The sequence below is a fragment of the Pseudomonas sp. R3-41 genome, assembly GCF_054161485.1.
Window position 1 is genome coordinate 239,446 of record NZ_CP096421.1, and the last position, 22,492, is coordinate 261,937.

The window sequence follows — 22,492 nt, forward strand, 5'->3', positions numbered from 1 at the left end:
GAGCGAGCCTGCTCGCGATGGGGCCCGATCAGTCAACCTCATCAGCGTCTGACCCACTGCTTTCGCGAGCAAGCCCGCTCCCACATTTGATCCGGGGTGAGTTCGAATTCCCTGGCCGCCGCTAATCCCCTGTGGGAGTGGGCTTGCTCGCGAAGGCGTCGGTACATCCGGCACCCATATAGCTGACCCATCGCAATCGCGAGCAGGCTCGCTCCCACAGGGATGGTCGTCAGGCCGGGGTATCGAACACCAGCGAACCCTTGATCGTCGCCCAATGCGCCGCTTCGGCATCGCCCAGTTTCTCGGCTTTCACGTAACTCAGGGCCAGCATCTTGCGGGTGCCGGGCAGTACCAGTGCGAGCTGATACTGGAAAACCTTTTCATTGCCTTTGTTGAACTGGCTGCGCAATTCGATGGCTTCGACTTCCTGGTTGGCGCCCACGCGCACGGTGGCGCCCGGCTGGCAGCGCAGTTGCTGGACCTGTTTTTCCAGGCGCTTGAGTTGGTCGTCGAGGTTGCTTTGCAGGGTCTCGCCTTCGGCCAGCAAGCTGCGGCTGACGATCAGGGAAGTACCCAGTTCAGGAAACTTGAGGATATTGATCGTCGCGTCCAGCAACTCGCTTGGCGGCAGTTGGAGCTGGAATTCGTTGAGGCGGTAAGTCATGGCGCTTGAATCTCGAAGTTAGCCCTTGGGGAACGCGGCGCTGATGTTGGCGTCGATGCTGCCCTTGACGCCTTGGCCCTCGGGCGTGGCACCGGGGCCGCCGCCGTTGTTCAGGTGCAGCACGCCGCCGGTGTTGAACTCGGCGTCGCCGCTGGCGTAAAAGCTGATCTGCACGCCGGTCAGGTTGATCTGGCCGCTGGCGTTGAGCTCCAGGATGCTTTCACCGCACACCAGGCGCAGGTTTTCACCCACCTCGATGACGTAGCTCTGGCTGATGCTGTCGGTCTTGCGCTGGCCCACCGAGAGGATGTCTTCCTGCTTGACGATGCGCAGGCGGTTGTTGCCGATGGTCACCGTTTCGTTGTGGCCGATGCTTTTGTTGCGGTCGTGGCCCACCGAATGGCTTTCATCCACCTCGACCACGATGTCCTGGTTGCGCTCGGCATGGATGTACAACTGCTCGGCGCCTTTCTTGTCTTCCATGCGGATTTCATTGAAGTTCGCCGGCGTGCCGCCCTTGCTCGAACGGCTTTTCATGCCGCTCTGAGTCGCGTTATCTGGCAGGTCGTAGGGCACGGTCTGTTCGGCGTTGTAGACGCGGCCGGTGATGATCGGGCGGTCTGGATCGCCCTCGAGAAAGCTCACGATCACCTCCTGGCCGATGCGCGGGATTTGCATCGAGCCCCAGTTTTTCCCGGCCCAGGATTGCGACACACGGATCCAGCACGAGCTGTTCTCGTTGGACTGGTCGTGACGGTCCCAATAGAAATGCACCTTCACCCGGCCGAACTGATCGGTCCAGATTTCCTCGCCCTTGGGACCGACCACCAACGCGGTTTGCGGGCCCTTGACGATGGGCCGGTGAGTAATCGCCAGCGGGCGATAACTCTGCTGGGCATCGATGCAGGTCAGGCTGCTTTCGAACTGCGCGGTTGGCGCGCCGCCACCGGTCTCGCCGCTTTCCTGGGAGAGGTAATAGCGAGCGCCGACGATCAGGTATTCGCGGTTCTGGTCCTGGCGGCTGAAACCGGTGAGGCTGAACAGATGCCCCGAGCCCAGGCCTCGGGCATTGCCCGCCAGTTCGACTTGCTCGTGCAGGGTCTGCAAGGCCTCGATGCGGGTGCGGGCGTAGTGTTCGCCGTCCTCGCTTTGTACATAGGTGCCGGGATAGTCGTAGAGCGGATAATCGCCGGCGGTGTGCGGACGGGGCATGGCCGAGCGCACGTCGATGCGCGCGCTGGGGCGTTGGAAGTCGTAGTCATTGAGCTCCAGCGAGCCCGGTTGGACTTCCTGGGCCAAGTGCCAATCATGAATATGATCGCGCTCGCGCTGTTGCTCATTCTTAGGGTAGTAGGGCACCGAACCGTAGCCGGGTGCCGTGGTGTGGGCGCCGTAAGCATCCGCCAACACAAGTACATGTCGGCCCTGCTCGTGACGGAAGAAATAGTAGATCCCTTCCTGCTCCATCAGCCGGCTGACGAAATCAAAACTGGTCTCGCGATACTGCACGCAGTACTCCCACTCCCGATAGGGGTGGCTCAAGGCGTCTTCGAAATCGGAAAAACCCAGGTCGCGGAACACCTGCTTGATGATCTGCGGGATGGTGAGGTTCTGGAAAATCCGGCAATCGGAAGTGCGGCTCAGCAGCCACAGCCACGGGCGCAAGGTGGCCTGGTAGCTGGCGAACTGGCCCTGGTCGACGTTCTGGCTGCAACGGGCGACGATGCCATGGAAGTAGCGTTCGCCACCACCGTCGAGCTGCAGGCTCACGCACATGGGCTTGCCGAGCAGTTGGTTGAGGTCGATGGCGTTGTCCAGCGAATGCAACTGCAACTCGTAGTTGAACAGCCGCCCCAGCTCTTCGCCGCCGCCCATGTCTTTGAGCAGCAGCACCTCAGGTCCGAGGGGGCTGGTAATCTTGGCCAGGCGTGAGGCTTGGTTGAATAACATCAATTATCCCTTGTTGATGCCTTGCATCCTTGTAGGAGCTGTCGAGCAACGCGAGGCTGCGATCTTTGCCCAGACCCTTGAGTCTAAAGCGAAAGATCAAAAGATCGCAGCCTTCGGCAGCTCCTACGAGGCGCTTGATCGCCGGAGTAGTGACGCTGATCGCATAATGTAGTTTGTTACGCGGGGCAGAGGAACCCGGTTCTTGATTGTTCCCAGGCATTACTTGAATATCTGCTCCTTCGCGCGTCACCTCACGTCCCATGGAAAGCGATTACTGTGACCTCTTACCGCATTCAAGAAGCCGATCTCGAAATCCCCGATGCCTGGCAGGACCAGAGCATCAATATTTTCAAGCTGCCGGCCGTCGGTCCCGCTAAAGAAGCCAGTTTCGTGATCAGCCGCGATGCCACCCAGGGCGACGCGCCCTTTGCCGAGTACGTGGACCGCCAGCTCAAAAGCGCGGAGCAGCAACTGCCGGGCTTCAAGCTGGTCCAGCGCTGGGACACGGTGCTGCAGGGGCTCACCACCACGTTGCTGGATTACACCTGGCAACGGGAGGGGCGTGAACTGATGTTGCGCCAGGTGTTCATCGAGCGTAAGCCGGCGGTGCTGATCACCACCCTGACCACTACACCGAGCGATTTCCCTTATCACGAGCCGGCCTGGAAGCTGGCGATGCATTCGTTCAAGCCACAGCCTCCGATTGCCTGAGCATCGACACGTCCCACTGAGTACTCATACACATCATGGATGCACAGGCTGCAGCACGTCTGGGTGATGAAATAGCCCACGGGTTCGGGTTGGCCGCGATGGTCGCCGGAGCCGTGGCCGGCGCCTTGATCGGCGCCGCGGTCGTTGCCGCGACGGTGGCCACGGGTGGAGTGGCCCTGGCGATCATGGCCGGCTCGATTGCCGCCGGCGGCTTGTCGATGTTCCAGATCGTCAAAGGCCTTTCCACCATCTTCAACCTGCCCGAGCCCACCACGGGGGCGTTGATCATGGGCAGCTTCAACGTCTACATCAACGACCGCAATGCCATGCGGGCGGGCGAAGACGTTTCGTCGTCCTGCACCGGGCTGCCGATGAACCACCCGATCTGGCCCTTCCCGGTGTTGATCGCCGAAGGCAGCGCCACGGTGTTCATCAACGGCAAGCCGGCGGCGCGCCTGCACAGCAAAATGGTCTGTGGCGCTCACATCAAGACCGGCAGCCCGAATACCTTCATCGGTGGGCCGACGGTGTCGGTGGCGTTTGTCCTGGATCTTGAAGGGTGGATGCACACGGGGTTGGAAGCGTTGGGGATGCTGGCCATGGGGGGCGCGGCGATTCTCGCGGCCATGGCCGGCGTTGCCGCTTTAGTCGGTTTTGTGGTGATCGGCGGCACGATGATGGCTGGCATGGCGTTGCTAGGGGATTTGGGGGATCGCTTGGGGCCGGGTTACCGGGACCTGCTGCAGGGCGTCGCGGGAATGGCGCTTTTGGGCCTGGGCCCGAAAATGGCAAAAATCGGTACGGCGCCCAAACCGCGCTCGGTGAGCTTCAAACCGGGCTACACGTCAGAGGATATCGCTGCGATACCCAAGTTGAGCCGGCCCAATCCTGCCGATTACCTTGAGGCCTCCTATATCGACAAGCATCTCAAAGTCTTTCAGGATGAAGGCGGTGCGTTTCTGTTTACCCCCGATGACATTGCCAACCCCATGTATGGAACCTTTAGCGACACTAAGTACGTCATGGCCAAGTCAGACCTGCACGGTGTGGTCGCCGAGTTTAAGAAAACCGGTGATCTTTCCATTCTGGAGACCGCTTTGGGTTATGAACCGGGCAGCTTCACCGGCAAGGAGATTTACATGATGAACCTGGAAAATCCCAAGGTTGTCATGCCCTCCGGTAACGAGCGCGGAGCGAACCCGTTATGGCGCCCTGGCGGCCTGACCCATCCCGGCGGTATGCGTGAAGCGGTATTGGATAAGGTGGCCATCCCACACAATAACGACATCAATTTCCTGCTCGCGAACCCGGATGTAGTGAGAATCCAATGAGTGCCACCCTAGATAACGTATTGCTGTTGGCCCTGGCCAATGATGAGCTGGATAAATTCCTTGTCGGCGAGCCGTTCTACTTCCAAGAAGCCCAGAACGATAACGAAGAACCGCAGAACATCGTCGCGGCCTTCGATTTGCTGGTGCTGCGTTACTGGCAACAGACGCGTGACCCTCAGTTTCCTGGGCGTTTCGTGGCGGCTTTGCTCAAGATTCTCGCGACTTACCCGGATCGTAATCGGGCGATTTATGTCGCTGCGGTGTGGGTCTGGTACTACCGGTTTTGCCTGAGCAAGAAGCAGGCGCAGCCCGAGGGGCTTTATGCCGACCTGTTCGAGGTCGATATGGGGGCCGTGGCGCTGGCCCTCCAGCGGCAGCTTGAGCTCAACAAGGCTGAGCTTGTTCAGGACACGCGGTGGGCGGGCGGCACCTGGAACAGCCAGAACGGCTTGTGGGGGCCACTGATGCGCACCGCCCTGGTTGTCCGGGATAAGCTGGGCGGCCCTGACTTCGTGCCGGCCAATCTCTGAGTGATGAATGATGTGCTGAAGGCCTACGTGGAAAGAGCCGACGGTGCCTCGATTCGAGTTCGAATCATGGATAACACGCTGGACTCTCCCCTGAGTGCCCTCGGGTTTTCGAATGCGACAGAACAAGCTACCTACCTTTTGCACGTCGCGGACGACAAGCAGAAGGCTAAGGTCTTCGATGAGCTCCGTTCATTGGGCGTGGCCTTTTCGGCGGGCAAGGAATGGTGCCCCTCCGAAGTGTTCAAATATCTTCGTGACGAGCAACTGCTGAGCGGCAAGTACTTGCGAGTCGCGTGGACGCAGCCCGGTCAGTATCGGCTTACGAACGAGTGAAATTTGAAGATAGACTCTGTGGCGAGGGAGCTTGCTCCCGCTTGAGTGCGAAGCACTCACAAAGGGGGGCTGCTTCGCAGCCCAGCGGGAGCAAGCTCCCTCGCCACGGGATCATCGTTTACTTAAGTGAGCAGCGTTGCAGCCAGGGGTTGCTCCGGTGGTGAACATCAGTGTTTGGCCCTTGTTGGGAACAACGCTTTTACTGCCGCATCGATAACACCCTTGATGCCCTTGCCCTTGGCATCCACTTCGCTGGCGCCTCCGGAGTTCAAGTCCAAACGGCCGCCGGTGTCGATGTTGCCATTGCCGCTGGCGTAGATATTGAACGCAGTGCCCGAGATGTTGATCTCGCCACTGGCATTGAACTCCAGCACGCTTTTGCCACACACCAGTCGAATCTGCGAGCCCGCTTCCACGAGGTATTGGGTGCTGATGCTGTCGCTCTTGGTGCCGCCGACGAGCAAGGCATCGTTGCGCTGCACGGCCCGCAGTCTGTCTTGGCCAATGCGTACGGTTTCGTTGTGGCCGATGCTTTTATTGCGGTCGTGGCCTACCGAATGGCTCTCGTCTACCTCGACCACGATGTCCTGGTTGCGCTCGGCATGGATGTACAACTGCTCGGCGCCTTTCTTGTCTTCCATGCGGATTTCGTTGAAATTCGCTGGCGTGCCGCCCTTGCTCGAACGGCTTTTGGTGCCGCTCTGGGTGGCATTGGCGGGCAACGCATAGGGCACAGTCTGTTCGGCGTTGTACACGCGACCGGTGACGATAGGCCGGTCGGGGTCGCCTTCAAGGAAGCTGACGATGACCTCCTGACCAATGCGCGGTATCTGCACCGAGCCCCAATTCTTGCCGGCCCATGCCTGCGACACCCGAATCCAGCACGAGCTGTTCTCGTTGGACTGGTCGTGACGGTCCCAGTAGAAATGCACCTTCACTCGGCCGAACTGATCGGTCCAGATTTCCTCGCCCTTGGGCCCGACCACCAGCGCGGTCTGCGGGCCTTTGACGATGGGACGATGGGTAATCGCCAAGGGGCGATAGCTTTGCTGGGCATTGATGCAGGTCAGGCTGCTTTCGAATTGTGCTGAAGGCGCGCCGCCCCCGGTCTCGCCACTTTCCTGGGAGAGGTAATAGCGAGCGCCGACGATCAGGTATTCGCGGTTCTGGTCCTGGCGGCTGAAGCCGGTGAGGCTGAACAAATGCCCGGAACCCAGGCCCCGGGCGTTGCCCGACAACTCGACCTGCTCATGCAAGGTCTGCAAGGCCTCGATGCGCGTGCGGGCGTAGTGTTCGCCGTCGGCGCTTTGCACGTAGGTGCCGGGGTAGTCGTAGAGCGGATAGTCGCCAGCGGTGTGCGGACGGGGCATGGCCGCACGCACATCAATGTGTGCACTCGGGCGCTGGAAGTCGTAGTCGTTGAGCTCCAACGAACCCGGTTGGACTTCCTGGGCCAGGTGCCAATCATGAATATGATCGCGCTCGCGCTGCTGCTCATTCTTCGGATAGTAGGGCACCGATGCGTAGCCGGGTGCAGGTGCGTGGGCGCCATAAGCGTCGGCCATCACCAGTACATGACGGCCCTGCTCATGGCGGAAGAAGTAGTAAATGCCTTCCTGTTCCATCAAGCGGCTGACGAAATCAAAACTGGTCTCGCGGTACTGCACGCAGTATTCCCACTCGCGATAAGGCCGGCTCAGGGCGTCTTCGAAATCGGAAAAGCCCAGGTCGCGGAACACCTGCTTGATGATCTGCGGGATGGTGAGGTTCTGGAAGATCCGGCAATCGGAAGTGCGGGTCAGCAGCCACAGCCACGGGCGCAAGGTGGCCTGGTAGCTGGCGAACTGGCCGTGGTCGACGTTCTGGCTGCAACGGGCGACGATGCCATGGAAGTAGCGCTCGCCACCACCGTCGAGCTGCAGGCTCACGCACATGGGCTTGCCGAGTAGTTGATTGAGATCGATGGCGTTGTCCAGCGAATGCAACTGCAACTCGTAGTTGAACAGCCGCCCCAGCTCTTCACCGCCGCCCATGTCCTTGAGCAGCAGAACCTCGGGTCCGAGGGGGCTGGTGATCTTGGCCAGGCGGGTGGCTTGGTTGAATAACATCGAGGGTCTCGTGCAGGTTGAATAGCTAAAGGAGCGCAATCCCCCAATGTGGGAGCGGGCTTGCTCGCGAAGGCGGTGTGTCAGCCAACATCAATGTCGCTGACAGATTGCATTCGCGAGCAAGCCCGCTCCCACAGGGGATAGAGGTGTTCCTAACAGTCAAGCCGCGTCGCTGAAATCGTACTTCAGTTCGTTGTCCACGGCGCTGATCCGCACCCCGGCCAGGGCCTTGCCTTCGAGCATGCGGGTCAGGAACTCGCGGCTCATGTCCGGCAGCAGGCTATTGGTCAGGATGGTGTCGATCATGCGCCCGCCGCTTTCGGTTTCGGTGCAGCGCGAGACGATCAGATCGATCACCGCGTCGTCGTAGTCGAAGGCGACTTTGTGGGTGCTCTCTACGCGCTTCTTGATGCGGTTGAGTTGCAGGCGGGTGATGGCCTTGAGCATCTCATCGCTGAGCGGGTAGTACGGGATCGTCACCAGGCGGCCGAGCAAGGCCGGCGGGAAAATCTCCAGCAGTGGCTGGCGCAGGGCCTTGGCGATTTCTTCCGGCTCGGGCACGTTCTGTGGGTCCTTGCAGACCTGGGCGATCAGCTCGGTGCCGGCGTTGGTGGTCAGCAGGATCAAGGTGTTCTTGAAGTCGATCACCCGGCCTTCGCCGTCCTCCATCACCCCTTTGTCGAACACCTGGAAGAATATCTCATGCACGTCCGGGTGGGCTTTTTCCACCTCGTCCAGCAGCACCACGCTGTACGGTTTGCGCCGCACGGCTTCGGTCAGCACGCCGCCTTCGCCATAGCCGATGTAGCCCGGTGGCGCGCCCTTGAGGGTGGACACGGTGTGGGCTTCCTGGAACTCGCTCATGTTGATGGTGATGACGTTCTGCTCGCCGCCGTACATGGCTTCGGCCAGGGCCAGGGCGGTTTCGGTCTTGCCCACGCCGGAGGTGCCGGCAAGCATGAACACGCCAATCGGCTTGCTCGGGTTGTCGAGGCCGGCGCGGGAGGTCTGGATGCGCTTGGCGATCATCTGCAAGGCATGGTCCTGGCCGATGATGCGTTTTTTCAGGTGCTGGTCGAGGTTGAGCACGGTTTCCAGTTCGTTGCGGGCCATGCGGCCCACCGGGATACCGGTCCAGTCGGCGACCACCGAGGCCACGGCCTGGTAATCCACGGTCGGCAGGATCAGCGGGGTTTCGCCTTGCAGGGCGGTCAGGCGCTGTTGCAGGTCCACCAGTTTTTCGCGCAGGGCATGGCTGGTTTCGCTGCCGTCTTCGCTGTCCACCACGCCGACGCGTTCGCGCAGGGTAGCGCGAGTTTCCAGCAGTTCGTCCACCAGGGTTTTCTCTTCGGCCCAGCGGCTTTCCAGCTCGGCCAGGCGCTCGCGCTCGGCGCTCAGCAGGCTTTCGCTGTGGGTCTGGCGAGTGCCGATGACCACGCCAATCGCGTGCTCACGGGCGATGATTTGCAGCTCGGTTTCCAGCGCTTCGATGCGCCGCCGGCTGTCGTCCACTTCGGCCGGCACGGCGTGCAGGCTGATGGCGACGCGGGCGCAGGCGGTATCCAGCAGGCTCACGGATTTGTCCGGCAACTGGCGCGCGGGAATGTAGCGGTGGGACAGCTTGACCGAGGCTTCCAGGGCTTCGTCGAGGATCTGCACCTGGTGGTGTTTTTCCATGGTCGAGGCCACGCCGCGCATCATCAGCAGGGCCTTGTCTTCCGATGGCTCGGCCACTTGCACCACTTGGAAACGGCGGGTCAGGGCCGGGTCTTTTTCGATGTGCTTCTTGTACTCGGCCCAGGTTGTGGCGGCCACGGTGCGCAAGGTGCCGCGGGCCAACGCCGGTTTGAGCAGGTTGGCCGCGTCGCCCGTGCCGGCGGCGCCACCGGCACCCACCAGGGTGTGGGCTTCGTCGATGAACAGGATGATCGGCTTGGGCGAGGCCTGGACGTCTTCGATGACCTGGCGCAGGCGCTGTTCGAATTCGCCTTTCATGCTGGCGCCGGCCTGCAGCAGGCCCACGTCGAGGCTGCGCAATTCCACGTCCTTGAGGGCCGGTGGCACGTCGCCGGCGACGATGCGCAGGGCGAAGCCTTCGACCACGGCGGTCTTGCCCACGCCGGCTTCGCCGGTGAGGATCGGGTTGTTCTGCCGGCGGCGCATGAGGATGTCCACCAGTTGGCGGATCTCTTCGTCACGGCCGACGATCGGGTCGAGCTTGCCGCTGCGGGCCTGCTCGGTGAGGTCGACGGTGAAGCGCTTGAGGGCTTCCTGCTTGCCCATGGCGGCCGGGGCCATGGCGCCGCTGGCTTCACCCGGCACGGCGCCGGCATTGAAACCGTCGCTGGCGGTCAGGGCGTTTTCCGGCGAGTCGCCGACGTATTCGTCAAAGCGCTCGCTCAAGGCTTCGACCTTGACCTTGTCGAACTCCGACGACAGGCCCAGCAGCGCGTGGCGCAGGCTCGGCGTCTTGAGGATGCCCAGCACCAGGTAACCGGTGCGCACCTGGCTTTCGCCGAACATCAGGCTGCCATAGACCCAGCCACGTTCCACGGCTTCTTCCACGTGGGAGGACAGGTCGGTGATCGACGTCGACCCCCGTGGCAAACGATCCAGTGCCTCGGTGAGGTCGCGGGCCAGGCGCGCCGGCTCGATGTTGAACTGGCGGATGATGCGGTGCAGGTCCGAGTCCTGCAGTTGCAGCAACTGGTGAAACCAGTGGGCCAGTTCCACATAAGGGTTACCGCGCAACTTGCAGAACACGGTGGCGGCTTCGATGGCTTTGTAGGCCACGCTGTTGAGTTTGCCGAACAACGCGGCGCGACTGATTTCACCCATGCTCATGGCTCCTTGAGGTCTGTGAGGTGTTGGCCTGTTCGGCGTAATGCCGGGCCAGTATTAAATCGTTGGCATCTTTTTCAGGACGTCCCAGCCAGGTGTTGAAGCCCAGGCGGAAACGGCCATTGAGTTGTAGTGCGGGCACTTCGGGCTGTTCCAGGACCAGGTTCAGGTCCCAGTCCAACTCGTGGCCCAGGTATTCGGCAACCCAGGCCACCAGCTCGTTGAACGGTTGGCTGCCGGGCAGCATGCCCATGTAGTCAACGAGCTTGAGTGGCCCCAGGCGAATGCGGAATTTGTGCTGGCGGTCCCACACGAAACGGCCCAGGCAGAAGTCCACGCCCAATTGCGCGTTGACACCGACGCGGCTGCGTTCCGGCAGTTCCAGCCATTGGCCGACGTATTCTTCGATCTCCACCGGCAGGCCGAAGTACTCGCTGAGGATCGCTTTCAAACCGTCCGGGTAGCGGGTCTGCGCCGACAGGTGGCCGCTGTAGTGCAGCTTCGCCGTGTCGGGGATCAGCCCTTGGTTGAGCAGGCTTGGCATGCCCCGGCCGCTGAGTGCCGCCAGGCGCGCCGACCAATAGTCATCGTTGGGGCGGTCATGGCTGACCGTCGGCCGCGCTTCGGCCCAGGCCCGGTAGAACAGGCTGAGCAGGCGATGGTGGAACACATCGAGAAAGCGCTTGCTGGTGCTGTCGCCATTGTTGCGCTGGCGCTCGCGCACGTATTCGGTGATGTGCAACGGCATCGGGCCGTTGGGGCCGCCGAGGCCGAAGAAGAATTGCTCCAGGCGCGCCGGCGTACCGTCGCCGCCCGGTTGCACCGAGGCGAGGGTGGCCGGGGCGAAGGTGCAGTCGGCCTGTTGTCCGAGGCGCAACGGGTCATCGGCCAGGCGCAGGGAATGGCCCAGGCGCGGCAGTTCGGGGGATTCGCACTCGATGCGCCGCAACGCCTGGAAGAAGTCGTATTCCCAGGGTTCCTGGTGCATCGCCTCCAGGGTACTCACAGGGTCGGACGACGTCCGGGCTTGGCTTTCCATCGCATGATCTCGCCGCGTTCGGTGGTACGGATCACCGTCTCGGTAAAACTGTTGATCGACACGTAGCGTGCCAGGAAGCGCTCGAACACCGCACCGAGCAGGAACACCCCGGTGCCGCGAAACGCGTTTTCATCAAATTCCAGGGTGATCTCCAGGCCTCGACCGAACACGATCGGGCCGGGCATCGGCAAGCGCCGGGTGCAGGCCTTGCTGCTGACTTCCCGCAGGCCTTCGATCTGCAATTGCAGGGCCGCGTCGTTGCTGTCGCCGTACAGGCGCAGCAGTTCGCGCAGGGCGGCGGCGCCTTGGCCTTGTTCGCTCAACGACAAGTAGTTCAGCGACAACTGGCTGATCAGCCGCCAGGCCTTGGCGTCGTGGGCATGGCTGGCCCGGGGTCGACTGGGGCCGGCCACGCAGCGCACGGCGCCCACCGGGGCACTGTCGGCCAGGGTGAAATCGGTCTTGCCGTTGCCCACGCTCATGAACAGCGGCAGGTCGCGGTTGGTGCACAGCGCGGTCACGCCGAGTTGGCGCAGGTCGTGGCGATAGGGCGCTTGCTGGCTGTCCACCAGGCTGACGAAGGTTTCGCTGCCGATGTAGGTCGAGCGCGGGCCGTTGCGACGTTGGTCGCTGGACAGCACGCGCGGTTCGCGGCGTACGGTGTAGTAGGCCTGGTCGCGGCCATAACGGGACGGATCGCGCACGGCGTAGAACGGCAGGAACGGTTGCTCCGGCCCGGTGCCGTGGCCAGTGAGGCCACTCAAGGAATGCACTTCGAAATCCATCGGCCGGGTGCGGTCGGCGATCACGTGGTGTTCGTTGACCCGTTCCGACAAGTGAATGCGATCCAGGCGCTTGGGAAACAGGTTGATGGCCGGGGTGCAGAACGGCAGGAACTGCGAAGCGCCGACGCTGCCTTCCAGGCTCGGATCGTGACGGTCGAACAGCACGATCAGCTCCAGCTCCTGGCCATCGCAGCGCTTGACCGCGCGACTCAACTGGGTGAAGTCGACAAACAGGAAACGGTGGGGCAGGGCAAAGTATTCCTGCAACAGGCGATAGCCCTGGAAGGCCCGCGACACCACCGGCAACGCGGCATCGGCGTCGTCGAAACCGCGCGAGCGCAACGCATCCTGGGGCAGCCGCTCCACCCAGTCGCCGCCGGGCTTGCGGGCGAACACCGCGCAGGCATTGCCCAGCAGTTGTTCATAGAGGCGGAAAGGTTGCTCATCGGCACCGCTCAAGTACAGCGGCAGGTTGTCCAGGGCCAGGCTGTTGAACGGCAGCTCGGCGCCGGTGCGCAGGGTCAGGCGCAGGCCGGCCTTGGCCTTCGGTTCACTGGCGGCCAGGCGCCCGAGCACGGCGGACGGATTGCCGAAATACTCGGCCTGGCTGACCTGCAACGGCCACAACGTCACCGCGTGGGCGGTGCGGTACTCACAGCAGGTCTGGGTTTCGCGACCCAGGGCGGCGCGCAGGACGGTGTCGCGAGGCAGCGGGAAACCACTGCTCAGCGAGCCTTCGTCCGGGTCGGCCTGCATTTGCACCACGGTCATCGACGGCGTCGGCGCCAGGTAATGCGGGTAGGCGATTTCCAGCAGGTTGTGGGTGAAGGTCGGGTACTCGGCGTCGAGCTTGAGCTGAACCCGGGCCGTCAGGTAGGCGAAGCCTTCGAGCAGGCGCTCGACATACGGGTCGGCGCAGTCCATGCCGGCCAAGGTCAGCCGACTGGCGATCTTGGGATATTCCTTGGCGAACTCCGCCGCGCTTTCGCGCACATGGTGCAGTTCCTGGTTGTACAGCTCCAGCAGGCGCGGGTTCATGGGCGTCTCCGCTGGTCGGCGTTGACCACGCGCACATGGCCGGTTTCCAGGTCCAGGTCGGTCTGCAGCATCAGCCGCAGCGGCACCGGCTGGGCCCAGAGGTCGCCTTCGATCTCGAAACTCAACGCGTTATGGTTCATCTCGGCCGTCGCCCGGGCCCGCACTCGCAGGGTGTGGCGCAGGATCCGCGGTTCGAAGGTGGCAATGGCCTGGTGGATCAAGGTTTCCAGGGCCGAGACATCGACGTTCGACGCGCTGTTGCCGGCCAGGGCCGGCAACCCGAAATTCACCACCGAAGTGCCTGCCGGGGTATGCAGCGTGGCATCGGCGTCGAGCAATGACGTGGTGTTGAGCAGCCACGCCAGGTCACGCAGCACCGAGGCCTTCAATTGGGTCAGGGAGAGCACGCGCTTGTCGGCGCTTTCCTTGGGGTTGGTCGGATCGTCGTCGGTCAACCGGTCCAGCAGGGACGGTTGCAGGCGATCGCGGGTGGCAATTTCGGTTACCACGTGAAAGGCGCTACATACATTTTTTGGTCGCCGCCGGAGCCGCAAGCCGCATAGACGCTGACCGTTCCCGCCTCGAAACCTGCCGGCATCTGACGAATAGCCTGCATTTTGCTCAGGCAATCGCGGCTGGGGGCCGGCATGTGTTCACTGCGCCAGACCGCCAATATCGGAATGTCATTGAACATTTCCACGCGCAGCTTCTGCTGTTTATCCAGACTGAAGCCGCACGGCCATTCCATGTCCAGCTTCATGCGGCTCTGGTCGGGCTTGACCAATGTGCATTGGCCTTGGTCGTCAACCAGGCTGAGCGACTGACCCACGAAAACGGCCTTGGTCGTCAGCGTATCGGCATGCTCGGCGCATGCGCTCAGGCTGACCAGGCTCATGGCCAGGCCTGCGGCGAGCAGGGGCTTTTTCATTACGCGAGCTCCCAGAACCAGACGGCTTTGGATCTGTAGAAAAGATCGTTGGTTTGGGTCAGGCCACGGTTCCATAAATCGATATGGTCACCGGTACGGCCTTCTGCGGACTCCCCTGATTGCTGGAAGCAGTCCTTGAAGAAAATCAGTCCGGTTTTTCCCATCAATTTGCGACGTTCCTCGGCACTGTTGCCCAGGATGGTTGGCCGTCCGAGATGATGTTTCCACAACCAATTGGCCAGCGATTCGGCGCCCCTGGCGTGTTCATGCGCACACTTGGGTTCGGTGTAGGTGGATTTGTTGACCTTGATGGTCTTCTCCGCATTGAGCGTCAGGCTCATGCGTATGGCGCATTGGTTTGCCCAGGGGCCTTCACAAGGTTTTGCGTCGGGGTGGGCCACCAGCAGATCGGAATACGCTTTCCACAAATTGACAAACGAAGGCTTGGCCATGACTCAGATACCACGTGGGAAAGGGTTGGATTCGAGCAAGCACCAAACACCCCCGGCGCGTGGCACCGGGGGCGTGTTCGATTACACCTTGATGTTCTGACGGATGTTCCAGCCGAACTTGACCGGACCGCCTTCCTTGGTGCCGTCGGCTTTCTGTGGCTGGTAGTCCACCAGCACCTTGGCGAAGTTCAGGGTGACGTTTTCGGTCAGGCGATCATCGCTGCCCGAGCCGCCAGTGCTCAGGGACGTGACCAGCACTTCTTCCAGGTTGATGATCATGTACTCGACCTGGCTTTCACCGCCGGCCTTGCGCACGGTCAGCTTGACCTTGTCGATGTGCTTGCCGCTGGCGCAGTGCATCATCAGGTTCGGCGACGCCTTGTCGACGTACTTGGTCAGGGACAGGTCCTGGACGTTGACCTTGCCCGCACCACCGCCGCTGCCGACGTGCATGTTGCCGGACTGGGACATGCCCCAGCTCCAGTTCAGGACGTCGATCTCGTCCTTGTGGGCCTTGTCCATGGACTCGCCCTTGATGTCGCCAATCTTGATGAAAATATCAACAGCCATGTTTTCTCCCTGTGTGGTCTTTACCACATTGTTTGGTTGACGCTGACCTTGCGAAATTACTTTGAATGTCAGTCAAGACACCGAACCTGTGGGAGCGGGCTTGCTCGCGAATGCGGTGGATCATCCAACATCGCAGCCGACTGACCTGACGCCTTCGCGAGCAAGCCCGCTCCCACACAGGAGCGAGCCCTTTCCAACTAAACCTCTGTTTACGCGCCCTTGGCCGAAGGCAGTTTCGATACCAGGCGCAGCGACACGGTCAGCCCTTCGAGCTGGTAGTGCGGGCGCAGGTAGAACTTGGAGTTGTAGTACCCCGGGTTGCCTTCGACTTCTTCGACGATCACTTCAGCAGCAGCCAATGGATGCTGGGCCTTGGTGGTCTCGGTGGAGTGCGCCGGGTCACCGTCGACGTAGTTGAGGATCCAGTCCTGCAACCAGCGCTGCATCTCGTCCTTCTCTTTGAAGGAACCGATCTTGTCGCGCACGATGCACTTGAGGTAATGGGCGAAACGGCAGGTGGCGAACAGGTACGGCAGGCGCGCGGCCAGGTTGGCGTTGGCGGTGGCGTCCGGGTCGTCGTATTCGGCCGGTTTCTGCAGCGACTGGGCGCCGATGAAGGCCGCGAAGTCGGTGTTTTTCTTGTGCAGCAGCGGCATGAAACCGTTCTTCGCCAGTTCCGCTTCACGGCGGTCCGAGATGGCGATCTCGGTCGGGCACTTCATGTCCACGCCACCGTCGTCGGTCGGGAAGGTGTGGGCTGGCAGGTTTTCCACTTCGCCGCCGGACTCCACGCCACGGATGCGCGAGCACCAGCCGAAGTGTTTGAACGAACGGTTGATGTTCACCGCCATCGCGTAGGCAGCGTTGGCCCAGGTGTACTTGGAGCTGTCGGCGCCGTCGGTGTTTTCTTCGAAGGCGAAGGCTTCCACCGGGTCGGTCTTGGCGCCGTACGGCAGGCGCGCCAGGAAGCGCGGCATGGTCAGGCCGATGTAGCGCGAGTCTTCCGATTCACGCAGCGAGCGCCAGCCGGCGTATTCCGGAGTGGTGAAGATCTTGGTCAGGTCGCGCGGGTTCGACAGTTCCTGCCACGAGCCCATGCCCATCACGGTCGGCGAAGCCGCGGCGATGAACGGCGAGTGCATGGCCGCGCAGACTTTCGACAGTTCGCCCAGCAGTTCCACGTCCGGTGGCGACTGGTCGAAGTAGTAGTCGCCCACCAGGCAGCCGTAAGGCTCGCCGCCGAACTGGCCGTATTCTTCTTCGTACATCTTCTTGAAAAGCGGGCTCTGGTCCCACGCGGTGCCCTTGAATTTCTTCAGGGTCTTGTGCAGGTCGGTCTTGGAGATGTTGAGCACGCGGATCTTGAGCTGCTCATCGGTCTCGGTGTTGTTGACCAGGTAGTGCAGGCCACGCCAGGCGCTTTCCAGTTGCTGGAAGTCCGGGTGATGGATGACCTGGTTGACCTGGGCGGTGAGCTTGGCGTCGATGGCGGCGATGATCGATTCGATCGACTTGATGGCGTCGTTGGACACCAGGTCGGTCTGCGCCAGGGCCTGCTCGGCCAGGGTGCGCACGGCCGTTTCAACGGCTTCGCGGGCACGCTCGGTCTTGGGCTTGAATTCTTGCAGCAGCAGGGACGCAAACTCGCTGGTTTCTTGGGTTGCGCCCAGGTTCTGCGCGCCTTCGCGGGCGGTATTGTCAGTCATGATCATTGGTCCTGTGCTGGCTTCGGCGCGCTCGCCAGGGCCTGCAACAGCGCTGGGTCCTTGATCGCCTTCATGATGATTTCTTCGGCACCGGTCTTGCCGTCCATGTAGGTCAGCAGGTTGGCCAATTGGGTGCGCGCTTCGAGCAGCTTGTTCAGCGAGTCGACCTTGCGGGCGACGGCCGCCGGGCTGAAGTCGTCCATGCTTTCGAACGTCAGGTCCAGGCTCAGGTTGCCTTCGCCGGTCAGTTCGTTAGGCACATGGAACGCCACGCGCGGCTGCATGGCCTTGAGGCGCGAGTCGAAGTTGTCGACGTCGATCTCGAGGAACTTGCGGTCGGCCACCGGTGCCAGAGGCTCGGCGGGCTTGCCGGCGAGGTCGGCCATGACGCCCATGACGAAGGGCAACTGGACCTTTTTCTCGGCGCCGTAGAGCTCGACGTCGTACTCGATCTGCACTCGAGGCGCGCGGTTGCGCGCGATGAATTTCTGAGAACTTTGCTTCGCCACGTTGCTGCTCCTGGTCGCTTGAGCGACGGTGTTGGCGTCATCGGGGGTGCCGGTGACGTGACTGCGTGATCCGCTCGCTTTTTATTCGCTGTCTGGGCCGCGCAGGTTTTCAAATTGGCTCATGCCGTCGGGAATCAGGTTGCGCACGATGGCCGCGAAGTCGGCGTGCACCAGATTCTTGGCCCGGTTCAACAGCACCGGCAGCGGGCTGGAGGGCTCATGACGGGTGTAGTAAGCGAGAATCCGGTCCAGGCTGCGCAGCACATCGTCGCGGTTGTTGATGTCGCCGCTGACGGTGCTGGTGTTGGTGTTGCGCGGTGCGCTTGGCGCGCTGGCATATTCTGTTGTTGCGTCGCTGTCATCGCTGACCGGGTCGGCCTGGGCGCTGTCGCCGCTCTGCGGGGCGAACTGACCGAGAATCTGCAGGGCCATCTTCAGCGGCTGCTTCAACGGGCCGAGGTCCACGCCTTGGGCGGAACCGACCTGGTCGCTGACTTGCTGCTCGATGGCTTCGGCGGCACTACGGGCTTCGAGCAGGGCGGCACGGATGATCTCCAGCTGCTCGGGATCGCTGTCGAGCAGGGCCCCGGCGAGCTGTTCGGCGCCGAGGTTTTCATCCGGGAAACTTTGCAGGCCGCTGGCATTGGCGGCGGCGCGCAGGCTGACGGCACCGAAGGTGCGCGAACGGGTCAGGATGCTCTCGCGCAGCAGGCGGATAGTGACATCGGACGTCAGGCCGGCGAGGGCATTGATGCGCACGGTGGGGTCGTTGTCGTCATCGGCGTCCAGGCGCGGATGCAGTTCGGCCCAGTATTGCTTGAGCAGCTCGCTGATCAGCGTCAGCACACGGGCCATGCCCGGCAGGCCTTCGAGGGCCAGGGAGCTTTGCATCAGGTAATGGGTGATGCGCAGGTCTTTGCTGCGCGCAAGCAAGTCCAGGCTCTGCTGCTGGATGCTGCGCCATTCAGGGGGTTCGGCAGGCAGGATCGAATCGCCCATGCTGCGCTCGGGTTGGCCCCGGGAGTCGCGTTCCAGGCGCAGGAAATCCGCGTCATATTCCAGGTCTTCACCGCACGGCGAAGTCGCGGAAACGGCGGCGAGCAGCAAAGGCACATCCACTTGGATCGATCTCCCTATCACCCGCTTGAAGAAGTCGGGCAGTTCACACGCAAGTTTCGGATGAAACTCCACATGTTCCTTGACGGTAATGGCCCTTTAGATCTTTGATGATTTTAAAGTGCCATCATGTATATTCAAGAAGTTGTGCATTTTTGGTGTAGTACTTATCGCTTGTCAAGGTAAGCTATTTCGCCTGTGTATGCCCTATGTAACAGTTGTGATGCGCTTAACAGCCTGCCCGACCCACCGGTCGAAGCGGCAACTGACGTGGGGTTTTTGTCACGCAAGCCGGTTATGATCAGTAATCATGCTGGCAAAAAGCCGTTCCGACGGTTGTTGGCAAGGTTGCCGGCGGGTCGTCAGGGCCTCAAACCCTCACTCCCGCCCGCGCGCGAAGTATTCAGCAAGGAGGCAAGATGCCGCTGTGTTTGACTATCACTAGTTATCACAAAATTACCCCAGGCCAGTGTTCTGAAAAGTCCATGGACCAGGGGGTGATGGCAATTGGCCGCAATTCCGATAATGACTGGGTATTACCGGACCCCGAGCGTCTGGTTTCCGGTAAACATTGCGTTATCCAATACAAAGACGGGCGTTATTACTTGACCGATAACAGCACCAATGGTGTGGAATTGGTCAAGGCCGGCGTGCGCCTGCGCAAGGGCAACAGCGAACCCCTGCAAGACGGCGAAGTGATCCGCATCGGTGATTATGAAATCCAGGCCCGCGTGGATTTCAGCCTGCCGGTCACCGACAGCAACCCGTTCGCCGAGTCCCCCAGCAGTTTCGAGGCCTTGATGGGGCAACAGAGCGCGCCGGCGTATGCGCCGTCTCCGATTCCCGGACCGTCACCGGTTCAGGTGCCTGCGCATTTCCAGGGTGTGTCGGCCATGGACACCCTGCCGGACCTGTTCGATTTCTTGGCCCCGAGCAGCGTCCCGCCGGCCACCCAGCCTGACCATGTCCCGGCCGAGCAACACAATTTCCGCCCGCCGACGCCGATTGCCCAGCCGAGCCCGCCGCCGGTGATAGCGCCGTCCGCCTCGGTGATTCCGGACGACTGGGACCCGTTCAGCGACAAGCCTGCGCCGGTGGCGGTTGCGCCGCTGCCCGTGGCCCCGCCGCCGGTGCCGTTACCGCCGGTGGTCGAGCCAGTCGCGACGCCTGTTGCGCAGCCGCCGCTCGCCGACATCTTTGCTGACATCATTGCACCGCCGCCGGCCCCCGTGCCTGAAGCGTCGGTCACCCGCGTCGAGCCCCCGGTCGCACCGCCAGTTGCGCCAGTTGCGCCAGTTGCTCCGGTTACCCCGGTTACCCCGGTGGCTCCAGTGAGTCCGACTGCTCCGGCCGAGTCTGCCCAGCCCGACTTGCTGCAAGCCTTCCTGCGCGGTGCCGGGCTGGACCAGTTGCGCCTGGACAAGGCCAACGCCGAAGCGCAGATGGAAAACATCGGGCGCAGTTATCGCTTGATGGTCGAAGGCCTGATCGATGTGCTGCGCGCCCGCAGCAGCCTCAAGGGTGAATTCCGTATCCAGCAGACGATGATCCAGCCGGTGGAAAACAACCCGCTGAAGTTCGCCCCCAATGTCGATGAAGCCCTGTTGTTGCTGTTGCGCCACGGCAACCAGGCGTTCATGGCCCCGGACGCGGCGGTGCGCGACAGTTTCGATGACTTGCGCGCCCACCAGTTGGCGGTGATGGCCGGTGTTGAGGCGGCCATCAAGCATTTGCTGGGGCGCTTCGAGCCGTCGCAACTGGAAGAGCGCATGGCCAAGCCCGGCGGCCTGTCGGGTATTTTCAGCGGCTCGCGACAGGCTCAGTACTGGCAGCAATTCACCGAGCTCTACAGCAACATTTCCCGGGAAGCCCAGGAGGATTTCCAGGACCTGTTCGGTCGCGAGTTCAGTCGCGCCTACGAAGAACACAGCACGCGACAGCGACGCCGTTGAGCGGCGTCGCCTTATAACAATACTGATAAGCCCACAACGGATAGCTCAAACGTCATTGAGGACGCAGGATGATTCCCAGGTTTTTACTCGCAGTCGCCACCGCGCTTCTGCTGACGGCGTGCGCCAAGGATGCGGCCAACCCCCAGCCCGAAGAAGCTGAGGCCGACACCGCCGCCATCGAGCTGCATTTCCATGCCATTGCCGGTCTCAACCCCGGCGCCACCGGCCAGCCGGCCCCGGTCCGGGTGCGCATTTTCGAACTGAAAAATGCCGCGACCTTCGGCCGCTCCGATTATTTCGCCTTGGCCGAACGGGCCCAGGCCACGCTGGGCGCCGACCTGATCGACCAAGACGAGGTGCTGATCCAGCCCGGCCAGCAATTGAGCCTGCAACGCGACCTCGACCCGGCAACGCGGCACATCGGAATACTGGTGGGCTATCGCGAGCTGGACCAGTCGCTGTGGCGCACGGTGATGAATGTCCCGGCGCGCGAATACACCGAATACCAGATCAGCCTCGATGTGCGCGCCGTGCGCAGCGCCGTCGTCGTTCCCCCATCCAGCCCTGCCCAATAAGCAATCGGAGCCCCCATGTCCTGGAACAATCGCGTGGTCTGGTCGGAAGGCATGTTCATTGGAACGCAGCACTTCCAACAGCATGACCGTTACCTGGAAAACCTCATCGACGCACGCAGCCGCCCGTTGTCGGCCGGCGCCTGGGGTTTTTCCGAATTGCTGATCGACCAGGGCCTGCTGGCCCAGGGCAAGCTGGCGATCATTTCGGCGCGGGGCCTGTTGCCGGACGGTACGCCGTTCAATATTCCCCAGGATGACCTGGCGCCAACCCCGCTGAACGTCGATGACAACCTGCGCGATGGCCTGGTGTACCTGGCCTTGCCACTCAAGCGTGCCGGTGCCCGCGACACCGTGGATGAAGGCGAAGACCTCGGCGCTGCGCGGTATGTGAGCCAGGTCTGCGAAGTGCGCGACGACAACGCACCGTTCGAAAACCGCGCGCCGGTGGCCCTCGGCTCCCGGGCGCTGCGGTTGCTGACCGAACAGGATGGCATCGGCGACTACGCCGCGATCGGGGTGGTGCGCATCAAGGAAAAACGCGCCGACCGTGCGTTGGTGCTCGACGACGCCTACATCCCGCCGCTGCTGGATGTGATCGCCTCCAAGCCGCTGGCGGCGTTCCGCAGTGAACTGCTGGGCCTGCTGCACCAACGCGGCGAAGCCCTGGCCGGGCGGGTGGTGGCGTCCGGCGCCGGTGGCGCCTCGGAAATTGCCGACTTCATGCTGTTGCAACTGGTCAACCGCGCCCAGCCGCTGATCCAACACCTGAGCCAGTTGAGCCCGCTGCACCCCGAGCGCTTCTACAGCGAACTGGTGAGCCTGGCCGGGGAGTTCTCCACGTTCACCGCCTCCGGGCGACGACCGCAACAGTACCCGCCTTACCAGCACGATGACTTGGCGCTCAGCTACGCGCCAGTGATGCAAGCGCTGCGCGAAGCCCTGTCGATGTTGATCGACAGCAAGGCGACGCCGATTCCGATTGTCGAAAAAGCCTACGGCATCCACGTGGCGATGCTGGCCGACAAGACCCTGCTCGACAGCGCCAGTTTCATCCTGGTGGTGCGCGCCGACGTGCCGGCCGAAACCCTGCGCAGCCGTTTCGGCCAGCAGAGCAAGGTCGGCTCGGTGGAGCACATCCGTGACCTGGTCAATCTGCAATTGCCGGGCATCGGCCTGTTGCCGTTGCCGGTGGCGCCACGGCAGTTGCCGTACCACGCCGGTTCCACCTACTACGAACTCGACCGGGGCAGCGATCACTGGCAGCAGTTGAGCAACTCCGGCGGCTTTGCGTTCCACATCGCCGGCCAGTTCCCAGGGCTGAACCTGGCGTTCTGGGCGATCCGAGGATAATTCG

Annotated in this window: 20 protein-coding genes; 7 read left to right on the top strand and 13 right to left on the bottom strand. The window is 62.1% G+C overall.

The window, feature by feature from the left end:
- Positions 1-229: 229 nt before the first annotated feature.
- Complete coding sequence (locus M1D99_RS01010; protein WP_109752757.1) at positions 230-664, bottom strand: DcrB-related protein; 435 nt, start codon at positions 662-664, stop codon at positions 230-232.
- Between the two features lie 18 nt (positions 665-682).
- Positions 683-2,614, bottom strand: a complete 1,932-nt coding sequence (locus tag M1D99_RS01015) for a type VI secretion system Vgr family protein (protein WP_458131290.1) — start codon at positions 2,612-2,614, stop codon at positions 683-685.
- Positions 2,615-2,890: 276 nt separating this feature from the next.
- Between M1D99_RS01015 and M1D99_RS01020 the strand changes: the two genes are divergently transcribed.
- From M1D99_RS01020 to M1D99_RS01035, 4 genes are all read left to right on the top strand, one after another.
- Positions 2,891-3,325 (top strand): DcrB-related protein, encoded by a 435-nt coding sequence (locus tag M1D99_RS01020; protein WP_207966150.1) that lies wholly within the window; start codon positions 2,891-2,893, stop codon positions 3,323-3,325.
- 35 nt (positions 3,326-3,360) lie between these two features.
- Positions 3,361-4,656: a PAAR domain-containing protein gene (locus M1D99_RS01025; RefSeq protein WP_434573544.1), complete on the top strand. Its 1,296-nt coding sequence runs from the start codon at positions 3,361-3,363 to the stop codon at positions 4,654-4,656.
- A complete protein-coding gene (locus M1D99_RS01030) occupies positions 4,653-5,186 on the top strand; it encodes a hypothetical protein (protein ID WP_018611734.1) in 534 nt (177 codons plus the stop codon). Before M1D99_RS01025 ends, M1D99_RS01030 begins: the two co-directional genes overlap by 4 nt.
- Before the next feature lie 66 nt (positions 5,187-5,252).
- Positions 5,253-5,519: a hypothetical protein gene (locus M1D99_RS01035; RefSeq protein ID WP_458131291.1), complete on the top strand. Its 267-nt coding sequence runs from the start codon at positions 5,253-5,255 to the stop codon at positions 5,517-5,519.
- 167 nt (positions 5,520-5,686) lie between these two features.
- Here M1D99_RS01035 and M1D99_RS01040 read toward each other — a convergent pair whose 3' ends face one another.
- From M1D99_RS01040 to tssA, 11 genes are all read right to left on the bottom strand, one after another.
- On the bottom strand, positions 5,687-7,627 hold the full coding sequence (locus M1D99_RS01040) for a type VI secretion system Vgr family protein (protein ID WP_458131292.1): 1,941 nt from the start codon (positions 7,625-7,627) through the stop codon (positions 5,687-5,689).
- 159 nt (positions 7,628-7,786) lie between these two features.
- Positions 7,787-10,465 carry a type VI secretion system ATPase TssH gene (tssH, locus tag M1D99_RS01045; RefSeq protein WP_458131293.1) on the bottom strand — a complete coding sequence of 893 codons (2,679 nt, stop codon included), beginning with the start codon at positions 10,463-10,465 and terminating at the stop codon, positions 7,787-7,789.
- Positions 10,458-11,507 carry a type VI secretion system baseplate subunit TssG gene (tssG, locus tag M1D99_RS01050; protein WP_186710273.1) on the bottom strand — a complete coding sequence of 350 codons (1,050 nt, stop codon included), beginning with the start codon at positions 11,505-11,507 and terminating at the stop codon, positions 10,458-10,460. Before tssG ends, tssH begins: the two co-directional genes overlap by 8 nt.
- Positions 11,471-13,330, bottom strand: coding sequence for a type VI secretion system baseplate subunit TssF (tssF, locus tag M1D99_RS01055; protein WP_186710267.1), 1,860 nt, complete (start codon positions 13,328-13,330; stop codon positions 11,471-11,473). Before tssF ends, tssG begins: the two co-directional genes overlap by 37 nt.
- On the bottom strand, positions 13,327-13,839 hold the full coding sequence (gene tssE, locus M1D99_RS01060; protein ID WP_039593609.1) for a type VI secretion system baseplate subunit TssE: 513 nt from the start codon (positions 13,837-13,839) through the stop codon (positions 13,327-13,329). The genes tssF and tssE overlap by 4 nt, the downstream gene beginning before the upstream one ends.
- A complete protein-coding gene (locus tag M1D99_RS01065; RefSeq protein WP_434573554.1) occupies positions 13,833-14,258 on the bottom strand; it encodes a hypothetical protein in 426 nt (141 codons plus the stop codon). Before M1D99_RS01065 ends, tssE begins: the two co-directional genes overlap by 7 nt.
- Complete coding sequence (locus M1D99_RS01070; protein ID WP_039593611.1) at positions 14,258-14,710, bottom strand: type VI secretion system amidase effector protein Tae4; 453 nt, start codon at positions 14,708-14,710, stop codon at positions 14,258-14,260. The genes M1D99_RS01065 and M1D99_RS01070 overlap by 1 nt, the downstream gene beginning before the upstream one ends.
- 81 nt (positions 14,711-14,791) lie before the next feature.
- Entirely contained in the window at positions 14,792-15,280 is a 489-nt protein-coding gene (locus M1D99_RS01075; protein WP_003177228.1) for an Hcp family type VI secretion system effector, read from the bottom strand.
- Positions 15,281-15,489: 209 nt separating this feature from the next.
- Entirely contained in the window at positions 15,490-16,986 is a 1,497-nt protein-coding gene (gene tssC / locus M1D99_RS01080; RefSeq protein ID WP_458131294.1) for a type VI secretion system contractile sheath large subunit, read from the bottom strand.
- A 2-nt stretch (positions 16,987-16,988) separates the two neighbouring features.
- A complete protein-coding gene (gene tssB / locus M1D99_RS01085) occupies positions 16,989-17,495 on the bottom strand; it encodes a type VI secretion system contractile sheath small subunit (protein ID WP_003177230.1) in 507 nt (168 codons plus the stop codon).
- Positions 17,496-17,576: 81 nt separating this feature from the next.
- The gene (gene tssA, locus M1D99_RS01090) at positions 17,577-18,614 is read right to left on the bottom strand and encodes a type VI secretion system protein TssA (RefSeq protein WP_458131295.1); all 1,038 of its coding nucleotides are present in this window, start codon (positions 18,612-18,614) and stop codon (positions 17,577-17,579) included.
- Between the two features lie 416 nt (positions 18,615-19,030).
- Here tssA and tagH point away from each other — a divergent pair, with 416 nt between their 5' ends.
- From tagH to tssK, 3 genes are all read left to right on the top strand, one after another.
- On the top strand, positions 19,031-20,563 hold the full coding sequence (tagH, locus tag M1D99_RS01095; protein ID WP_458131296.1) for a type VI secretion system-associated FHA domain protein TagH: 1,533 nt from the start codon (positions 19,031-19,033) through the stop codon (positions 20,561-20,563).
- 68 nt (positions 20,564-20,631) lie between these two features.
- Positions 20,632-21,138 (top strand): type VI secretion system lipoprotein TssJ, encoded by a 507-nt coding sequence (tssJ, locus tag M1D99_RS01100; RefSeq protein WP_060740022.1) that lies wholly within the window; start codon positions 20,632-20,634, stop codon positions 21,136-21,138.
- Between the two features lie 15 nt (positions 21,139-21,153).
- The gene (gene tssK, locus M1D99_RS01105; RefSeq protein ID WP_116833753.1) at positions 21,154-22,488 is read left to right on the top strand and encodes a type VI secretion system baseplate subunit TssK; all 1,335 of its coding nucleotides are present in this window, start codon (positions 21,154-21,156) and stop codon (positions 22,486-22,488) included.
- Positions 22,489-22,492 lie beyond the last annotated feature (4 nt).

Coding starts and splice junctions, on each gene's coding strand:
- tssK (WP_116833753.1), top strand. CDS start 21,154: ATGTCCTGGAACAATCGCGTGGTCTGGTCGGAAGGCATGTTCATTGGA.
- M1D99_RS01015 (WP_458131290.1), bottom strand. CDS start 2,614: ATGTTATTCAACCAAGCCTCACGCCTGGCCAAGATTACCAGCCCCCTC.
- M1D99_RS01040 (WP_458131292.1), bottom strand. CDS start 7,627: ATGTTATTCAACCAAGCCACCCGCCTGGCCAAGATCACCAGCCCCCTC.
- M1D99_RS01010 (WP_109752757.1), bottom strand. CDS start 664: ATGACTTACCGCCTCAACGAATTCCAGCTCCAACTGCCGCCAAGCGAG.
- M1D99_RS01065 (WP_434573554.1), bottom strand. CDS start 14,258: ATGAAAAAGCCCCTGCTCGCCGCAGGCCTGGCCATGAGCCTGGTCAGC.
- tssF (WP_186710267.1), bottom strand. CDS start 13,330: ATGAACCCGCGCCTGCTGGAGCTGTACAACCAGGAACTGCACCATGTG.
- M1D99_RS01025 (WP_434573544.1), top strand. CDS start 3,361: ATGGATGCACAGGCTGCAGCACGTCTGGGTGATGAAATAGCCCACGGG.
- tagH (WP_458131296.1), top strand. CDS start 19,031: ATGCCGCTGTGTTTGACTATCACTAGTTATCACAAAATTACCCCAGGC.
- M1D99_RS01035 (WP_458131291.1), top strand. CDS start 5,253: ATGGATAACACGCTGGACTCTCCCCTGAGTGCCCTCGGGTTTTCGAAT.
- M1D99_RS01075 (WP_003177228.1), bottom strand. CDS start 15,280: ATGGCTGTTGATATTTTCATCAAGATTGGCGACATCAAGGGCGAGTCC.
- tssJ (WP_060740022.1), top strand. CDS start 20,632: ATGATTCCCAGGTTTTTACTCGCAGTCGCCACCGCGCTTCTGCTGACG.
- M1D99_RS01030 (WP_018611734.1), top strand. CDS start 4,653: ATGAGTGCCACCCTAGATAACGTATTGCTGTTGGCCCTGGCCAATGAT.
- tssC (WP_458131294.1), bottom strand. CDS start 16,986: ATGACTGACAATACCGCCCGCGAAGGCGCGCAGAACCTGGGCGCAACC.
- M1D99_RS01070 (WP_039593611.1), bottom strand. CDS start 14,710: ATGGCCAAGCCTTCGTTTGTCAATTTGTGGAAAGCGTATTCCGATCTG.
- tssG (WP_186710273.1), bottom strand. CDS start 11,507: ATGGAAAGCCAAGCCCGGACGTCGTCCGACCCTGTGAGTACCCTGGAG.
- tssH (WP_458131293.1), bottom strand. CDS start 10,465: ATGGGTGAAATCAGTCGCGCCGCGTTGTTCGGCAAACTCAACAGCGTG.